The 18,055-nt window shown below is 45.2% G+C and carries 18 protein-coding genes; all 18 read left to right on the forward strand.

The window, feature by feature from the left end; translation table 11 throughout:
• Positions 1–85: 85 nt before the first annotated feature.
• Positions 86–628, forward strand: a complete 543-nt coding sequence (gene nrfH / locus Q0386_RS00585; RefSeq protein WP_299025610.1) for a cytochrome c nitrite reductase small subunit — start codon at positions 86–88, stop codon at positions 626–628.
• Between the two features lie 19 nt (positions 629–647).
• On the forward strand, positions 648–2,354 hold the full coding sequence (locus Q0386_RS00590; RefSeq protein ID WP_299025613.1) for an ammonia-forming cytochrome c nitrite reductase subunit c552: 1,707 nt from the start codon (positions 648–650) through the stop codon (positions 2,352–2,354).
• 152 nt (positions 2,355–2,506) lie between these two features.
• Entirely contained in the window at positions 2,507–2,953 is a 447-nt protein-coding gene (locus Q0386_RS00595) for a lysozyme inhibitor LprI family protein (protein ID WP_299025615.1), read from the forward strand.
• Positions 2,950–3,984 (forward strand): lipid-A-disaccharide synthase, encoded by a 1,035-nt coding sequence (gene lpxB, locus Q0386_RS00600; protein ID WP_299025618.1) that lies wholly within the window; start codon positions 2,950–2,952, stop codon positions 3,982–3,984. The genes Q0386_RS00595 and lpxB overlap by 4 nt, the downstream gene beginning before the upstream one ends.
• Positions 3,985–3,987: 3 nt before the next feature.
• Entirely contained in the window at positions 3,988–4,470 is a 483-nt protein-coding gene (gene greA, locus Q0386_RS00605; RefSeq protein ID WP_299025621.1) for a transcription elongation factor GreA, read from the forward strand.
• Between the two features lie 4 nt (positions 4,471–4,474).
• Positions 4,475–4,633, forward strand: coding sequence for a hypothetical protein (locus tag Q0386_RS00610; protein ID WP_299025624.1), 159 nt, complete (start codon positions 4,475–4,477; stop codon positions 4,631–4,633).
• Entirely contained in the window at positions 4,626–5,366 is a 741-nt protein-coding gene (locus tag Q0386_RS00615) for a UDP-2,3-diacylglucosamine diphosphatase (RefSeq protein WP_299025627.1), read from the forward strand. Before Q0386_RS00610 ends, Q0386_RS00615 begins: the two co-directional genes overlap by 8 nt.
• Before the next feature lies 1 nt (position 5,367).
• A complete protein-coding gene (locus Q0386_RS00620) occupies positions 5,368–6,309 on the forward strand; it encodes a chemotaxis protein (RefSeq protein ID WP_002947271.1) in 942 nt (313 codons plus the stop codon).
• 11 nt (positions 6,310–6,320) lie between these two features.
• Positions 6,321–8,681: a chemotaxis protein CheW gene (locus Q0386_RS00625; RefSeq protein ID WP_299025630.1), complete on the forward strand. Its 2,361-nt coding sequence runs from the start codon at positions 6,321–6,323 to the stop codon at positions 8,679–8,681.
• Between the two features lie 3 nt (positions 8,682–8,684).
• A complete protein-coding gene (locus Q0386_RS00630; RefSeq protein ID WP_295144803.1) occupies positions 8,685–9,182 on the forward strand; it encodes a chemotaxis protein CheW in 498 nt (165 codons plus the stop codon).
• Between the two features lie 8 nt (positions 9,183–9,190).
• On the forward strand, positions 9,191–9,814 hold the full coding sequence (serB, locus tag Q0386_RS00635) for a phosphoserine phosphatase SerB (RefSeq protein ID WP_299025632.1): 624 nt from the start codon (positions 9,191–9,193) through the stop codon (positions 9,812–9,814).
• A gap of 13 nt (positions 9,815–9,827) precedes the next feature.
• Positions 9,828–10,823 (forward strand): transaldolase, encoded by a 996-nt coding sequence (locus tag Q0386_RS00640; protein ID WP_299025634.1) that lies wholly within the window; start codon positions 9,828–9,830, stop codon positions 10,821–10,823.
• Complete coding sequence (locus Q0386_RS00645) at positions 10,820–13,114, forward strand: type IV pilus twitching motility protein PilT (RefSeq protein WP_299025636.1); 2,295 nt, start codon at positions 10,820–10,822, stop codon at positions 13,112–13,114. The genes Q0386_RS00640 and Q0386_RS00645 overlap by 4 nt, the downstream gene beginning before the upstream one ends.
• A gap of 58 nt (positions 13,115–13,172) precedes the next feature.
• The gene (locus Q0386_RS00650) at positions 13,173–13,709 is read left to right on the forward strand and encodes a 50S ribosomal protein L25/general stress protein Ctc (RefSeq protein WP_298056830.1); all 537 of its coding nucleotides are present in this window, start codon (positions 13,173–13,175) and stop codon (positions 13,707–13,709) included.
• A gap of 8 nt (positions 13,710–13,717) precedes the next feature.
• Positions 13,718–14,278, forward strand: a complete 561-nt coding sequence (gene pth, locus Q0386_RS00655; protein ID WP_299025639.1) for an aminoacyl-tRNA hydrolase — start codon at positions 13,718–13,720, stop codon at positions 14,276–14,278.
• 331 nt (positions 14,279–14,609) lie between these two features.
• Positions 14,610–15,671: an LptF/LptG family permease gene (locus Q0386_RS00660; RefSeq protein WP_299025641.1), complete on the forward strand. Its 1,062-nt coding sequence runs from the start codon at positions 14,610–14,612 to the stop codon at positions 15,669–15,671.
• A 55-nt stretch (positions 15,672–15,726) separates the two neighbouring features.
• The gene (gene lysA / locus Q0386_RS00665) at positions 15,727–16,968 is read left to right on the forward strand and encodes a diaminopimelate decarboxylase (RefSeq protein ID WP_299025644.1); all 1,242 of its coding nucleotides are present in this window, start codon (positions 15,727–15,729) and stop codon (positions 16,966–16,968) included.
• A gap of 9 nt (positions 16,969–16,977) precedes the next feature.
• A complete protein-coding gene (pheA, locus tag Q0386_RS00670; protein WP_299025647.1) occupies positions 16,978–18,054 on the forward strand; it encodes a prephenate dehydratase in 1,077 nt (358 codons plus the stop codon).
• Position 18,055 lies beyond the last annotated feature (1 nt).

Below are 18,055 nucleotides of genomic sequence, written 5' to 3' on the forward strand. Positions count from 1 at the left end.
ATATTAGGAAAATAAATGAGAATTTAAGCAAACTAATAATAAAATACCGGCTTATAAATAAAGTTAAGTTTTATTTAAATTTATAATGGAGGTTAGAAAGCCCGTCATGGAAAACACGAAGAAAAAAGCATCCATCTGGGTCATTCTTTTGTTGCTATCGTTTGGAGTGGTTATCGGTCACGGACTATACACTTTTTACTATGCTAAGGGATTTTCATACTTTAGTCCGGATCCTGCAGCCTGTAAAAACTGTCACGTGATGAATCAAGTCTACGAAAGCTGGTCAAGAGGCGGACACCAAAACGTCGCTACCTGTAACGACTGCCATTTGCCGCATGATTTTATAGGATATTGGATCATGAAGGCTCAAAGCGGCCTAGGACACGCGTATGCCGTTACTTTTAAAGACAATCCTTACGCATTTACCGCAAACGAAAAAACAAAAAGAGTCGTTCAGGAAAACTGCATGGACTGCCATAAAGAATACGTCTCAAACGTTATCGATCCGCGCGCTATAGGAGCGGCAAAACCGTTTGACAAAAATCTCAAAGAGCATCAAGGCAATTCTAGCGAGCCTTTAAGATGTGTATCTTGCCACCGCGAAGCGGGACATGCGCATAACTTTTAAAATTTAACAGGAGGATAAAATGAAAAACAAAGTGTTGTATGTAGCTACTTTCCTAGTGGCTGTCGTACTCGGTGCGGCTATGTTCGCGCTTTTTACGGATATCGGCGCCAAAAAAGCCGAAGAAAAGATGTATCCGCTAATGCTCAATAAAGTAAGCGAACTTGAGCCTGATTTTGAAAAATGGGGCGCAAATTTCCCAAATCAGCTCGATGCTTACAAAAAAATGGAGCATAAAAGCGACGCAAATCCAAAAGGAAGCGAATTCGTAGAAACGGCTTTCGGCGGCGATTTACCTTATAGCAAGATTATTCGCTGGCCTGCGGCTACGGTATTTTGGAACGGCTATGCGTTCGGCGTGGATTACAGCAAACCGCGAACCCACTACTATTCGCAGATAGATCAGATCGAGACCAAAAGAAACGACAAAGAGTTTTTGAACTCTCACGGACTTCCAGCGTTTAAAGGCCAACCGGGCGCTTGCGTAAACTGCCACACCGGCTATCTAACCGCGCTTCAGCTAGATCCAGACTACAAACTAACCGAAGATCCGACCCCGGCAGCTAGCTTACCTATGCCTTTCTTTGACGTAATGCCAAAAGAAGAAGGCCAGAAGAGAAAAGCGGCTTGGACGAAGATGAACTCTATCCCATACTTCGACGTTATGAAAAAGATCGCAGCTAAACACGGCGAGAGTATCCACGGGTCGCATCTAGGCAGCACCTGTGCGGACTGCCACCACCCGGACGATATGAGCCTAAGAGTAACAAGACCGGGATTTGTAAACGCGATGGTAGGACGCGGCTACGAAGCTGATGCTAAAAGCGGCATAAAAGCTACTAGAGCGGAGATGAGAAACTACGTTTGTATGCAGTGCCACGTCGAGTATTATTTCGGTAAAGACCAAACCCTAACTTTCCCTTGGACTTTCTGGAAAAAAGATCAGCCGTTTAAGATCGAAAATTTCGACCAGTATTACGACGATCAGTTAGCCAAAGAGGACGGATTTAAATTTGACTACATCCATAAAGATACCGGCGCTAAAATCATCAAGATGCAGCACTCGGAGGCTGAGCTAAGCTCAACCGGTATCCACGGAAGAAGCGGCGTAACGTGCGCAGACTGCCACATGCCGTATAAACGCGCCGGAGCTCAAAAGATCACCGAGCATGAAATTTTAACTCCGCTTGCCGATATAAACGCGGCTTGCAAAACTTGCCACCCGCAAAGCGAACAAGTGCTAAAAGATAGAATTTCATTCGTGCAAAATCGCCACGCTTACGAGCTAAGAAACTGCGAAAACGCGCTACTTTCTTTGATCCAAGACATAAAAACGGCCAGAGCCGAGCTAGCTAAGCATGAGAAATTTGCTTCGATCGCCGATGAAAAAGAGAGAAAAGAAGCTATCAGCAAGGCTCTTGAAAAGACTCTTTACTTACACCGCAAAACTCACATCCGCTGGGACTTCGCATTTAGCGAAAACAGCTACGGCTTCCACGGAGACGAAGAGTCGGCTAGGATCCTAGGTCAATGTAAAGAATTTGCTCGCCAAGGACAAACCGAGCTAGTTAACGAGCTTGCGCCTTACGGCATCAGTATTAAGCTAACTCAAGAAGCTACTCCGGTTCCTGCGCCTGCTTCTTTAGGACATAAATATCCTATCGGCGTAGCGCCTACCGAAGCTATGAAAAAAGCCGACGAAGACGTTAAGAACCTAAATTTTAAATAAAACCCTTAAACCCAAGGCCTGCGGGCTTTGGGTTTTTTAAATTTACGCATTTTCTTTCAAATTTCAAAATCCGAATTTACTTATAAATTTAAATTTTATTGTTTATTTAGCCGTTTTAGGCGATAATCTTCATCAAATTTAAAGGAGAAAATATGCTTAAAAAATTTATTTTTGCTGCTCTTGCGGCGAGTTTGGTTTTCGGAGCGCAAGATCTTGCGATCAAAGCAAAACCTGCGTCAAGCATCGAGGAAACTTCGGAAGAGGAATTTGATGAATCGCAAGCGCGCGTAGATGAGTGCATGCAAAAAGATAGCTCAACTGCCGGCATGATTCAGTGCATAGATGCAGAATTTGCTATCCAAGATAAACTCCTAAACCAAAATTACAAAAAAGCCATGAGCGTGCTAAACGACGAAAATAAAAAGAAGCTAAAAGACATCCAGCGTAAATGGGTGGCCTATAAAGAGGCCAAGTGCCCGTTTGTGCCGCCTATGGGTACGCTTTATGCCGTAACGGCCGCCGATTGTTACCTTCAGATGACTAAGGAGCGCGCAAGAGAGCTTGCAAGCTTAGCCGAGGACTTTGAGGGCAATCAGTGAAGCTACTCGTCTCTTGTTTGGAGGCCTCTGCAAATTTGCACTTCGAGCAGGTTTTAGAGCATCTGCCAAAGTACGAGCTAAAAGGCATTTTTGACGAAAAATTCGGCGAACCTTTTATGCGAAGCTCGGAGTTTTCCGCGATGGGCTTTGTGGAGGTTTTGCCGCTTTATTTTAAGGCAAAACGCGCGATAAAAGAGATGACTCGCCTAGCCGCGCAGTGCGACGCCGTGCTACTCATCGATAGCCCCGCCTTTAACCTGCCGCTAGCTAAAGCGATCAAAGAAGCCGGTATCAAAACGCCGGTGACCTACTATATCTTGCCGCAGGTGTGGGCATGGAAGGCCGGACGCGTGGCGAAAGTCGAGGCGTACTGCGATCATTTGGCTTCGATTTTGCCGTTTGACGGGATGTACTACAACCGTTCGCGCTACGTCGGACACCCGCTGCTTGACGAGCTGCGAGTACGAAAAAACGAGCTTTTGCAAAGCGGCAAGATCGCTTTTATGCCCGGATCGCGCCGCGCTGAAATTTCGCGGTTGATGCCGATTTTTCGCGAAGTGGCGAGCCAGATAAAAGGCAAAGAAAAACTGCTCGTCGTACCGCCTTTTTTAGCAAACGAAATGCAAATTTACGGCGATGTTAGCGACTTTAGCGTGGTTACGGACGCACCGCGCGCGCTTTTGCAAAGCGAGTTTGCATTTATCTGCTCAGGTACCGCGACGCTTCAGGCTGCACTAGTAGGCACGCCGTTTGTGCTAGCCTATAAAGCTAAAGCAATCGATATAATGATCGCGCGGATGTTTGTGAAGTTGCGCCACATCGGACTTGCAAATATCATGTTTGATTTTATGGGCGAAGCGGCGCTGCACGAGGAGCTACTGCAAGAGGAAGTAATGCCAAGCAATCTAATAAAAGCCTACGAGAGCTGCGATAAAGAGAAATTTATCAAAGGCTGCGAGAAGCTACGAAAATACCTAGAACACGGCTCTGCAGCCAACGTAGCGCAAATTTTAATAACGAATAAAGGATAAAAAATGACCGAACCGATGACGCTTTTTGGATATGAAAAAATCACAAACGAACTAAAAAATTTAAAGACCGTCGAACGTCCGAATATCGTCGAGGAGATCGACATTGCGCGCAGTCACGGCGACCTAAAAGAAAACGCCGAATACCACGCCGCGCGCGAAAAGCAGGCATTTATCGAGAGCCGTATCGCCGAGCTTAGCGACATAGTAAGTCGCGCCAAGGTAATCGATCCCGCCGAATACGAGCACGATAAGGTAAAATTTGGCTCCACGGTCGTCATCATGGACGTAGAAACCGAGCTAGAAAAAACTTATACGCTAGTGGGCACGCCAGAGAGCAACCTAGAGCGCGGGCTCATCTCGATAAACTCGCCTCTAGCCAAACAGCTAATCGGCAAGAGCGAGGGCGACGAGGTCACGCTAAATTTGCCAAACGGCAGAAGCGACGTCGAGATCGTATCCGTTAGCTACAAACCGATCAAATTTTAAGCCGATGAGCGCGTTTAAAACCGTTAAATTTACGAGCTCGGCCGGTAAATTTGAGCCATTAAATTTAACTACGGCGTTTGCCGAGTTTTTCAAATTCGGCTCGCTAAATTTAAAACTCATAGACGCTAATTCGGCGCTACAAAAAGTAAAATTTGATGCCTGAGCAAATCGTCTTAAAAAGCGGCGCGATCTTTATCGCCGACTCGCACGAAAACGAAAATCGCGAAAATTTTTGGTATTTTTTATGCGCGTTAAAAAGCGGCAAGATAAAGACGCCGCAGCTGTTTTTGATGGGCGATATGTTTGATTTTTTGGCTAGCGAGTGCGAGTTTTTCGTCAAATTTTACGAGCGATACGTCCGCGCGATCGACGAGCTGGGCGAGGAAATGGAAATTTATTATTTCGAGGGAAATCACGACTTTAACCTAGCAAGGCTATTTAAAAACGTCAAAGCCTATCCGATCGGCGCTCAGCCGGTTAAATTTGCCTCTGAGTATGGTCAGAGCGTGCTTATCGCGCATGGAGATATATTTTTGCCTTTCGTTTCGAAATACGCTTTGAGATTTTTGCGTGTCAAATTTTTTTTAAAAACAATGAATTTTTTCGATAAATTTTTAAATTTTAGACTCTCGAAACGAATTTTAAATAAGCTTAAACGAAAAATTTTAGATTATAAAATACCGAATTTTAAGAATTTAGTCGAGGCAAAAATGCGCCGATATAACGCATTGTACGAGGCTGATGTCGTCATCGAGGGGCACTATCACCAAGGCGAACAATACACGATAGGTAAACAAAAATATATAAATATTCCATCTTTTGCATGCGAGCAAAGCTATTTTGTAGTAGAATACGACCAAAATATCAAGTTTGCTCGAAAGAGCGTAAAGGTTTAAAATGCTTAACAACGGCACATTAAAAACCGGTTCAAATGAGATGGAGCTTGTTGATTTTCGTATCTTTAAGCAGTCGGGAGACAATGTATATGAGGGCATATACGGCGTCAACGTCGCTAAAGTGCGCGAGATCATCAAGATGCCAAATTTAACCGAGCTTCCAGGAGTACCTGAGTATATCGAGGGGATTTTTGATCTGCGCGGCGTCGTGATACCTGTCATAAATTTAGCCAAATGGATGCAGATAAACGAGCCTAAGGGCGGAGCTATCAAGCCTCGCGTCATCATTGCCGAATTTAGCGGTATATTGATAGGCTTTATCGTCCACGAGGCAAAGCGAATCAGGCGCATAAGCTGGGCGGATATCGAGGCGGCGACTTTCGCCTCAAATGCCGGAACGCTAGATAAAGGCAAGATAACAGGCGTAACTCGCATCGAAAACGACGAAGTTTTACTTATACTCGATCTTGAAAGCGTCGTCGAAGAGCTTGGCATTTACAGTCCGAAAATGGAAGTAGAGATCGATCAAAGTAAGCTTTTAAGCGGTTTAGCACTAGTGCTAGACGATAGCTCGACGGCAAGAAAACTAGTAAAAGATATGCTAGAAAAAATGGGACTAAAGGTAGTCGAAGCAAAAGACGGCGTAGAGGGTCTTGCTAGGATGGAGGATCTTTACGAGATGTACGGCGATAAGTTAAATAACTTTTTAAGAGTAATCTTGAGCGATATCGAGATGCCTCAGATGGACGGATACCGCTTTGCATCGACGATAAAAGACGATCCGAGATATACGGGAATTCCTATCATATTTAACTCTTCTTTAAGCAACGATTATAGCGAAGCTCAAAGCAGAGAGGCCGGAGCCGCAGCATATCTAACCAAATTTGACGCATCGCTATTTTATAACGAAGTGCTTCGCGTGATCGAAGCGCACAAGAAATAAGGGGGAAAATCATGGATGATATGAGAGAAATAATGGAAGACTTCCTGGTTGAAGCCTTCGAACTAGTAGAACAAATAGACCATGACCTCATAGAACTTGAGTCAAATCCTGAAGATTTAGAGCTTTTAAATAGAATTTTCCGCGTCGCGCATACGGTCAAGGGATCATCGAGCTTTTTAAATTTCGATATTCTTACTAAGCTCACCCATCATATGGAAGACGTACTAAACAAAGCCCGCCGCAACGAACTAAAGATAACTCCGGATATCATGGACGTGGTACTAGAGTCCGTAGATATGATGAAGGGGCTACTGCACGGTATCAGAGATAGCGGCAACGATACGGACGTAGGCATAGAGATAGAGGATATCTGCAAAAGACTAACCGCGATATCCGAAGGCGAAGCCCCGAGCGCGGCCGCTAGCGAGCCTGCTCCCGCAGCGCCAGAGCCTGTGGTAGAGACGCCAAAAGAGCCTGAACCTGAGCCCGTTAGCGATGAGAATTTATCAAATTTAAGCGACGACGAGGTCGAAGCCGAGATAGAAAGACTGCTGAAAGTAAGAAAGGCTGAAGATCAGGCAAGACGGGCCCAAAAAGTAGCAGCAGGCGAAGCGCCAAAACCTGCCGCACCGGCTGCGCCGCAAGCTCCAGCTCCCTCAAATTCGGCTCCGGCTCCAAAGCCCGCTCCAGCAAAGCCTGCCAACAAAAAAGAGGACAAAAAAGTACCGGCTCCATCAAGTGGAGCTAGCGCGGACGAGCAGACTATACGCGTCGAGGTTAAGCGTCTAGATCACCTGATGAACCTGATCGGCGAGCTGGTGCTTGGCAAAAACAGATTGCTCAAAATTTACGACGACGTTGAGGAGAGATATGAGGGCGAGAAATTCCTTGAGGAGCTAAATCAAGTAGTATCCAGCCTAAGCCTAGTGACTACCGACATACAGCTAGCCGTTATGAAAACGAGGATGCTACCTATCGCGAAGGTATTTAATAAATTTCCTCGCATGATCCGCGATCTAAGCCGCGAGCTAAATAAGCAAATCGACCTTGAGATCACGGGTGAGGAGACGGAGCTTGATAAATCCATCGTCGAGCAAATCGGCGATCCACTCGTGCATATGATAAGAAACTCGTGTGACCACGGCATCGAGGATGGCGCTACCAGACTAGCTGCCGGCAAGCCGGAAAAAGGCACCATCCAGCTAAAAGCCTACAATGAAGGCAATCATATCGTAGTCGAGATCACCGACGACGGTAAAGGACTAGATGCCGATATGCTAAAGGCACGCTCGATAGAAAAGGGCATCATCACCGAGCGCGAAGCCGATACTATGAGCGATAAAGAGGCGTTTGGGCTTATATTTAAGCCGGGATTTTCGACTGCTGCGAAGGTAACTAACGTAAGCGGTCGCGGCGTGGGAATGGACGTCGTAAAGACCAATATCGAAAAGCTAAACGGCATAATCGATATCGAAAGCGAAGTGGGCAAGGGCACGACGATGAAGCTAAAGATCCCGCTCACGCTAGCTATCATCCAGTCGCTTTTAGTAGGCGCTCAGGAGGAGTTTTTCGCTATTCCTCTAGCAAGCGTTTTAGAGACCGTGCGCGTGCCGATCGACGATATTTATACGATCGACGGCAAAAACGTGCTCAGACTACGCGACGAGGTGCTTTCGCTGGTTAAGCTATCTGATATCTTTGGCGTCAAACAGGTCTTTGACGGTGGCGATCAGACATACGTGGTCGTTATCGGTGTAGCGGAGGCGAAGCTAGGCATCATCGTAGATAGCCTCGTAGGGCAAGAGGAGATCGTCATAAAATCAATGGGCGATTATCTGCAAAATATCCCTGGAATCGCGGGAGCCACGATAAGAGGTGACGGCCGAGTAACGCTCATCATTGACGTAGGTATGATGATGGAGATGGCAAAAGATATAAAAGTAGACATAAAAGCCAGCATGGAATCCTCAAAAAGCGTCAAAGAAAAACCGAGCGATTATAAGGTGCTAATCGTAGACGACTCGAAGATGGACAGAACCATAATGCAAAAATCGCTAGCCCCTCTTGGCGTAACGGTGATCGAGGCTACCAACGGCGTCGAGGCTCTAGCTATCGTCAAATCTGGCGAACACGCGCTTGATGCGATGCTAATCGATATCGAAATGCCGCGAATGGACGGCTACACGCTAGCGGGCGAAATTCGCAAGTACTCAAAATATAGAAATTTGCCGCTTATTGCAGTAACCTCAAGGACGTCAAAGACCGACAGGCTAAGAGGCGTGGAGGTAGGAATGACTGAGTATATAACTAAGCCGTATTCGTCCGAGTACCTTGAAAACGTAGTTAGAAAAAATATCAAACTAATAGGATAGAACATGAACGACAAACTAAATCAGGTTCTAAAAAGACAAAAAAGACAGGTGATAGACCCGAACGAAAAAGAGCGTGAGGAGATCGTCCAGCTAGTCGGCTTTATCGTGGGCGACGAGGAGTATGCGATACCTATTTTAAATATCCAAGAGATCATTAAGCCGATCGAATACACTCGCGTGCCTAGCGTGCCTGAGTATGTTTTGGGCGTATTTAACCTACGCGGTAGCGTCATCCCGCTAATTGACTTGAGAAAGAAATTTTCTCTAAATGCCGCAAAACCGAGCCCAAGCACGAGGTATATCGTGATGAAAGAGGGCGATAACGTCGCGGGATTTGTGATCGACAGGCTAACAGAAGCCATCAGGATACAGCAAAACAGGATCGATCCGCCGCCTGAAACGCTTTTAAAAGACAAGGGCATGATTTACGGTATCGGCAAAAGAGATAATAATATCCTTACGATTTTAAAAGTCGAAGCGCTGCTAAAGCGCGATTTTTAGGGCTAAATTTGATAAAGCTTTGCGTATTTGATTTTGACTCGACATTGATGGACGGCGAGACGATAGATTTTCTAGCCGCAGCAAAGGGTGTGGGCGATGAGGTTAGCGAAATAACTGCAAAAGCGATGGCGGGCGAGCTTGATTTTTTCGAGAGTTTAACGCGCAGAGTGTCGCTTTTAAAGGGGCTTGAGCTCGCTAAAGTAGATCAAATTTGCTCAAATTTGCCGCTCATGCCAGGAGCTGCCGAGTTGATCGCACATCTAAAAAGCAAAGGCATCAAGGTCGTAGTTTTTAGCGGGGGATTTCACTCGGGCACGGACAGAGCGCAAGAGAAGCTCAAATTTGACGCTAGCTTTGCAAATATCCTGCACCACAAAGACGGCGTCCTAACTGGACTCGTGGGCGGCGAGATGATGTTTGGCTTTTCAAAGGGCGCGATGCTTGCAAATTTACAAAATTTGCTTGGAATCTCAAAAGAGCAGACGATGAGCGTGGGCGACGGCGCCAACGACCTATCAATGTTTGAGCATTCAAATTTAAAAATCGCGTTTTGCGCGAAGCAAATTTTGAGGCAAGCGGCAACTTGTTGCGTGGATAAAAAAGATTTGCGCGAGATCATAAATTTGATATAAAAAGGCGAGAAAAATGTTTAATAACGATATAAATTTTTCATTGTGGTGTGACTTTATCGAGCGCGACTTTTTGCAGGACGAGTTTGAAAATTTGCTCCAAATCGGCGCTATTAACGGCGTAACCTCAAACCCGTCCATCTTTAAAGCCGCGTTTTTATCAGACTCATATAAAGACGTCATCGGCCAAATGGGCAAAAAATATCCAAAGGCGCTTTACGAGGCGCTCGCGGTGCAAGATATTAAGATAGCCGCGACTAAGCTTTTGAGGCACTACGCAAACGGCGACGACGGGTTTGTGAGTATCGAGGTCGATCCTAGCTTTTGCGATAACGCCGCAGCTACGGTGGACGAGGGTGCTAGACTGCATGCAGAAATCGGCATGCCAAACGTCATGATCAAAATCCCTGCGACAAAAGCCGGCTTTGAAGCAATGAGCGCTCTAACGGCGCGCGGTATCGCTGTAAATGCGACGCTGATTTTCTCGCCGGAGCAAGCCGTAGCGTGTTTGGACGCTTTCGAAGAGGGCGTGAAGGCTTATGAGAAAAAATTTCCGCTAACGCCGCTACCAAAGAGCGTTATTAGCATTTTTGTTAGCAGATTTGATCGCTTATTGGATGAAAAAATGCGCGAAAACTCACTACCGACGGGCCAAATCGGCATCATGAATGCGACTAAAATTTACAAAATCATAGAAAATAAAAACTTACCTACAACGCGCGCGCTGTTTGCTAGCACGGGCGTAAAGGGCGATGAGCTGGCAAAGGATTATTACGTAAAAGAGCTTATGTATCAAAACGCGGTAAATACTGCTCCGCTTGATACTATCAAGGCCTTTATCGCTGGCAAAAACGAACCTAAAACAGCTATTAGCGACGATAGCATAGAGAAATTTTTCGGCGTGGTAAAAAGGGCCGACATAGACATGGAGAAGGTTTATAAAGACTTGCTAAACGACGGCTTAAAGCAGTTTGTGACGGCATTTGAAGATATAATGAAAGCGCTTAAATGAAGCCTTTGAGATTTACTTCGTCGCAGCAAGAAGATGCAATGGACTACGAGCCTATCGGTTCTAGTATTAAATTTGACACTCAAGACGACGAACTTGAGCGTATTATAAATCTAAGAGCGAATGCGGTAAAAAACGATATACAAAAAATAAGAGATAAAAATAAAGGAGATTCGCAAGAAGAGCAAATAATAGAGCTAAAGCCTGAAAAAGATGAGCAGAAGATCGGCGAAGTTACAGATAAAAATTTGACCGAGCATGAGCCGGTGTTTAAATTTGGACAAAATTTTGATTTTGAGAACTTGCCTGCGCTCAAGCCCATAGACGACGAGCCCGTAAAAATCAAAGAAGCGGTGGAAAGCGTCAAATTTGACGGTTTTATCGAGTCAGGTGACTTGGAAGCAAAAAAACACGAGCTAAGCGAAAATCTCCAAGCTATCAATGAAGCACTGAGCGAAATAGACGCACTGGACGAGATGCCGCCAAAAAAAGATGAGTTTGACGAGACTGCGAAAACTACGGCGCAAGAGCAGTCGATTTGCGATGAAACGCCGGATGTAAAATTTGGCGGAGATAACGTAAGTTTGGATGATTTAGGTATTAAATTTACGCAAGAAGAGGTCGGCATGCAACAGCACCCTAGCGAAAAGGATCAAATTTTAGACTTTTTTCAAAACGAATTTAGCATAGTTCAAGATGAAGAAAATAAAGATATAGAGGATAAAATCGGCACAATCAATAACGATGGCGCCAGCGACAAAAACGAGATAAACGCAATCCCTGTGCAGCCGAATTTAAACGTTGGTTTTGGAAATGATCGGCAAAATAAAGAGCAAAAAAATATCGACGAATCCATAAATTTGCGTGAATCGCAAGCGCAAAATTTAGAGCCGAATTTCGCACAAATGCAAACTGCCGCAAATAAAGTTGCGGCGCAAGCGCAAACTATAAATGATAAGCAAGAAAACCAAACAAATACGTTAAAAAAACCTGAAGTGCGACCGGTTAAATACAAGGACAGGGCGGCGCTTTTAGCCGAGCTTGGCATCGGTATGGAAGATGAAACTTTCGGGACGCCGATTAGAACCACGGTACCGCAGAGCGACGAAGAGAACGAAAAAAAAGCCGAAATGAAGGTTATACTGGATGGGTATCTAGCAAAACTTATCGAGCTTGGCGGTAGCGACTTGCACGTAAAATCCAGCAAAGTAGTTCGCGGTAGATTTAACGGCGAGATATTTACGATGGGCGATAAAATTTTAGATTACGACAACTCGATACTACTTGCAAAGGAGATTTTAGGGGCGAATTATTACAATCTTATGAAAAAAAAGAGTGTGGATTTTACATATAAATTAAACGACGACTACCGTTTCCGTTCAAACGTCTTTTTGCAGATGGATGGCGTATCTTTCGTATTTAGAACGATACCGACGAAAATTCCTACGATGTCGGAGCTTTTGTTGCCGCCGGTTATTGAAAAACTTTGCAATAAAGTAAATAGAGGCATCATCCTAGTAACGGGGCCGACCGGTAGCGGTAAAACGACGACGCTAGCTAGCATGATAAACCACTTAAATCACACAAAAAACTACCACATCGTCACCATCGAAGATCCGATCGAGTTTATATATAACGACGACAAAAGCGTAATAAATCAGCGCGGTATCGGTCAAGACGTCGATAGTTTTGCCGACGCGCTAAGGGCCTCTTTGCGTGAGGACCCGGATGTTATATTCGTAGGCGAGATGAGAGACCTAGAGACTGTTAGAACCGCGATAAACGCCGCAGAAACCGGCCACCTAGTACTTGCTACGCTTCATACCCTTGATGCTAAAGAAACTATCGGCCGCGTTATAAATATGTTCCCCAAAGAGGAACAAAATAGAATCAGGATGACCTTTGCTTCGGTTGCGGAGGCTATCATATCTCAGCGCCTTGTCGTGACTACGACCGGTAAACGCCGCGTCGCTTGCGAAATAATGGTAAAAAATATAAGAATAAGAGATATGATCTTAGAAGATAGAGATAGCGAAATTTACGACGCGATAGAACAAAGTAAAAATACCTACGGAATGCAGACCTTCGAGCAGCATTTGCTTGACATGTATACTTCGGGAATTATAACAAAAGAAGAAGCGCTAAAAAGCGCCAGCAGAAGGGAAAACCTCGATATCAAAATCAAGAGCGCCGACCTTGCTAAAAAACGAGCGATGGTTGCCTCTATCGAAGAAGATGCTGATCTTTTAAAAGAATTTCAAAGCGAAGTTATTGCGCTCAAAGATATCAAGTAAGGCGAAATTTATATAAATTTGGGTATCATCGGCTTCTATTTTTCAAGAAAGGAAAACGATGTTAGAAGGTATCGTTAGAGAGAGTATCGGTAAAAAGGCGTCAAAAGCCTTGAGAAGAGATGGTTATCTAATCGCCAACATTTACGGTAAGGGATTAGAGAATGTGCAAGCCGCTTTTAAAATCAATGATTTTATAAAAGAGGTTCGCAAAAAAGAGAGCCTTGCGTTTGACGTAAAAGTAGGCGGAAAAACCTTAAAAGTCGTAGTAGTCGAATACCAAAAAGACCCTGTGACAAACGCGCTAAAGCACGTTGATTTAAAGGTTGCGCTTCCAGGCGTCGTCTCAAAGTATATGATTCCGGTTAAACCTTATGGAACTCCTGTGGGTCTAAAAAATAAAGGCGTTTTGATCATCTCAAAAAGGCGCTTAGCCGTAAAATGCACGGCTGAAAATTTGCCGAATTCATTCGACATAGACGTTAGCGGTCTTGATATAGACGACACTGTCCTAGTGCGCGATATAGCCGTTCCTGCGGGCGTTACTATGATCGATGCTGACCGCGTAGCGGTTCTAGGCGTAATAAAAGCTAAATAAGGCTAGCCTTGATACTCATAGTCGGACTGGGGAATCCCGGTCCCGAGTACTCCAAAACAAGACACAACGTCGGCTTTATGCTGATAAATAGACTCAAAAACTCAAATTTTACAGACGCAAGCTCGGTCAAATTTCAAGGCGAGCTATTTAAATTTCAAAATTTACTTCTTTTAAAACCGACAACCTTTATGAATCTAAGCGGACGAAGCGTAAAAGCCGTCGCAGATTTTTACAAGCCTGAGCGCATTATCGTGATTCACGATGACCTTGATCTAAATTTCGGCGTCGTTAAATTTAAAAAAGGCGGCGGAAACGGCGGACACAACGGCCTAAAATCAATCGACGCGTTAATGGGTGCAGACTACGAGCGCGTGCGTATCGGTATCGGTAGAAGCACGCATAAAGGCGAAAGTGCGGTAACCGGCCACGTACTTGGCGAATTTAACGCAGAGGAAAAAGAGGGATTGGAAAAAATTTTGGACTACTGTGAAAACGCGCTAAATGAACTAATAAAAACCGATATCGACGCCGTTTCGCAAAAATTCTCAACCAAAAAAGGTATTTTGTGAGAGGGTTAAATTTGGTATTTAAGGCTTTTGTTTTTCGTCAAATTTTGGATTTTTTTAAAGCGCTCAAAAATCGGTTGAATTTGGAGTCCAAATTTAAAACCTTATGCCAAATTCTCTTTACCGCAAGTTTTATAAATTTACTTAAAAATTTTACTAGCAAATTTATAAAATTTACGAAAAAAACGGTTTTTTCACAGACTCGCCTTTTATCCAGAGCTGTATTTTTATTAAATTTCACTCAAAAAACAGAGCTGTTTAAATTTAGTACTTTTGAGAGCTTCGATCTTGTCCGATACCCCGCGTACGCAAAATTTGATTTAAAAGGCCATAAATGAACCTTTATGCGCGTTACGTCGGCTGGCTTTATTTTAAATATTTCATGATTTTATTCATCGCGCTCACGCTTTTTTACGTCGGCATCGACATCCTAACCAACCTAAAAGACATGCCGGCAAGCGCAAACCTAAAGCTGCTTTACTTCGGCCTTACCTCGCTTACGGCGGTAAACTACGTCCTGCCGCTCGCGCTCATTTTTGCGCTCATAACTAGCAAATTTAGCATGATCCGCAGTAACGAGCTAGTTAGTTTTTATGCGCTTGGTATCGATAAAAATCGCCTGATAAAACCGCCTTTTTACATCGCGCTTGCCATCACGTTTATTTACGTCGGGCTAAATTTCACGCCGTTTGCCTACGCTTACGAGTACGGGCGAAATATCGTGAAACTCTCGAATTTATCGCGCACGAGCTCGGATATTTTCTTAAAATTCGAGGGTAAATTTGTCTACATGGATAGCCTAAATCCCATTAGCGGCGAGGCTAAAGACGTGCGGATATTTGACATAAACGGTAGCAACTTGCGCAGCGCTACCTTTGGCGAAAGCGGGAGATTTGTGGATGATGCATGGCTTTTAAAAAACGCTAAAATCATAAATTTGCCGCAAAATATTAAGCTCGGCGAAAAAGGGCTTGATATCAAAACGCCAAGCGAGCTAAAAACGCTTGAAAATTTTAAACCAAAAACAATAGAAAGCGCGTCGGCGGAGAGCTCAGCGATCACGATTCCAGATGCCGTGGATTATATTTTGGCGTTTAAAGATGAGGGTATCGGGCTAAATTCGACCAAAACTACGCTTTACAACCTCGCTTTCGCACCGTTTTTCGCGCCTTTTATGGTGCTCATTATTTACTATTTTTTGCCGGTTACAGGACGATTTTTTAATCTCGCCTTAAAAAGCTTTATCTTTACGATCGCCTCGCTTTGCGTTTGGGGCGCGCTTTTTGTGATGATGAGGTTTGCTAGAAACGGCGTCGTCTCGCCCGAAGTCGGCGTGCTTTTACCTATTATTTTACTCGGTGCTTACGCTTTTTATCTGCGTTTTGGGAGTCGTTAAGAGAGATTTAGGCAAAATTTCTGTAAAATCTAACTATTTTTAAACAAGGTCGGTTATGGATTTTACGAATTTAGCACAAAAATACGGCACCCCTCTTTACGTTTACGATTTTAACTACATGGCACACCGCTACGAAGCGCTAAAAAATGCGTTTCACGCAAGAAAATCTCTCGTATGCTACGCCGTTAAGGCAAACTCAAATTTAAGCGTTTTGAAATTTTTAGCCGGGCTTGGAGCCGGATTTGACTGCGTGAGCGTGGGTGAAGTTAGGCGCGCGCTGCTAGCGGGAGCTAAAAGCTATCAGATCATCTTAAGCGGCGTGGGCAAGCGCGACGACGAGCTTAAATTTGCGCTGGAAAATGAAATCTTGATGATAAATTTAGAAAGCGAAGCCGAGATGAACCGCCTGGAAGCGATCGCAAAGCAGCTCGGAAAGTCCGCTCGCATCAGCATCCGCGTAAATCCAGACATCGACGCCAAGACGCACCCCTACATCTCGACCGGACTAAACGAAAATAAATTCGGCGTAGATCTGCAAACGGCAAAAAAAATGTACCTTCACGCTAAAAACTCACCTCATCTCGAGCCTGTGGGCATCCATAGCCATATCGGCTCGCAGATAACCGACATCAAGCCCGTTATCGAAGCGGCAAAGATCGTGGCAAATTTGACTCGCGAACTAAAAGCCGCGCAAATCGATATCAAATTTTTTGACGTTGGCGGCGGCATAGGCATCGTTTACGGCGACGAGAGCGAGCCTGATCTATACGAATACGCGCAGGGCATTTTGGCAAATTTAAGCGGCCTGGACGTCACGGTAGTTTGCGAGCCGGGGCGATTCATCGTCGGCAACGCTGGGTATTTTCTAACTAGCGTTCTTTACGAGAAATTTAATAAAAACAAGCGCTTTGTCATCGTAGACGGCGCGATGAACGACCTTATCCGTCCGAGTCTTTATCAGGCTAGGCATAAAATTTTCGCTCTTAGCGGCGGCAAGACTCTTTGCGAGTGCAAGACCGAGCAGCTTCGGGAGCTCAAATTTAGCCCTTGCGACGTGGTCGGGCCGATCTGTGAGAGCGGCGATTTCCTCGCAAAAGACCGAAATTTACCGCCTCTAAACCCAGGCGATCTCGTCGTTATCAAATCAGCAGGTGCATACGGCTTTGCTATGAGCAGCAACTACAACACTCGTGGGCGCGCGGCTGAAGTTGCGGTGAAGGGCGGCGAGGACTTTTTGATAAGGCGCCGCGAGAGCTTTGAGGATATCGTGGTGCTGGAGCGAGAATTTTTAGGCTAGGGAGCGAAAATGCAAAACATAAACGACCTTAGAAACGAGATAGATAAGATCGACGACGAGGTGCTAAGACGCCTAAACGAGCGTATGAATTTCGTGCGAAAGATCGGCGAGCTAAAGCAAACCAGTGGCAGCGCGATCTACCGCCCCGAGCGTGAAAGAGCGATCCTAAACCGCCTCGAGGGGCAGGACTCTGCATTTTTAAACAAGGCCGCGATCGAGGCGATTTATCTTGAAATTTTTGCCGTCAGTAGAAACCTCGAGATGCCTGAAAAAGTCGCCTACCTGGGGCCTGAGGGTACCTACACGCACCAAGCCGCAGAGAGTCGTTTCGGCGCGATGAGCGCGTATTTGCCCCTAGCTAGTATCGAGGCGGTTTTTACCAAACTAAAACACAAAGAGGCTAAATACGGCGTCGTGCCGATAGAAAACAACACAGAAGGCGCGGTGGGCGCGACTCTGGACTGTCTAGGGCGGTTTGATAGCGTCAAGGCGGTAGCTGAAATTTACATGGATATCCACCATATTTTTGCGAGCAAGTGCGAAAATTTAAAGGACATCAAGCGCATCTACTCGCACCCGCAAGGCTACAATCAGTGCCGCAAATTTTTAGACGATCACATGCTTTCAGCCGTCGAGTTTATCCCGGCAAAATCAACCGCGCAGGCCGCGCAGCTAGCTAGTAGTGAGCCAAATTCGGCCGCTATCTGCTCTAAGATCGCAGCCAAGCTTTACGGCGTGCCGATATTGTTTGAGACGATCGAGGATAACGCCGCAAACCGCACGAGATTTTTTATCTTAAGCGATTTTAAAAACGAGCGAGCGCAAAAAAATAAAACATCAATCCTGGCAAAGACCGAGCACCGTCCAGGCGGGCTCGTGGAGCTATTACTAGCCTTTAGAGACGAGGGTATAAACATAACCAAACTAGAGAGCCGCCCGATAAAACAGCGCGAATTTAAAGCGAATTTTTATATAGATTTCGAGGGGCACATCGATGACGACAACGTCCAAAAAGCGATACAAAAAGCGATAAGTTACGGCCATGAGATCGCATGGCTAGGAAGCTACGTCGCGTGGGAGGAATGAG

Source organism: uncultured Campylobacter sp., assembly GCF_938045625.1.
In the GTDB taxonomy this organism is placed as follows: domain Bacteria; phylum Campylobacterota; class Campylobacteria; order Campylobacterales; family Campylobacteraceae; genus Campylobacter_A.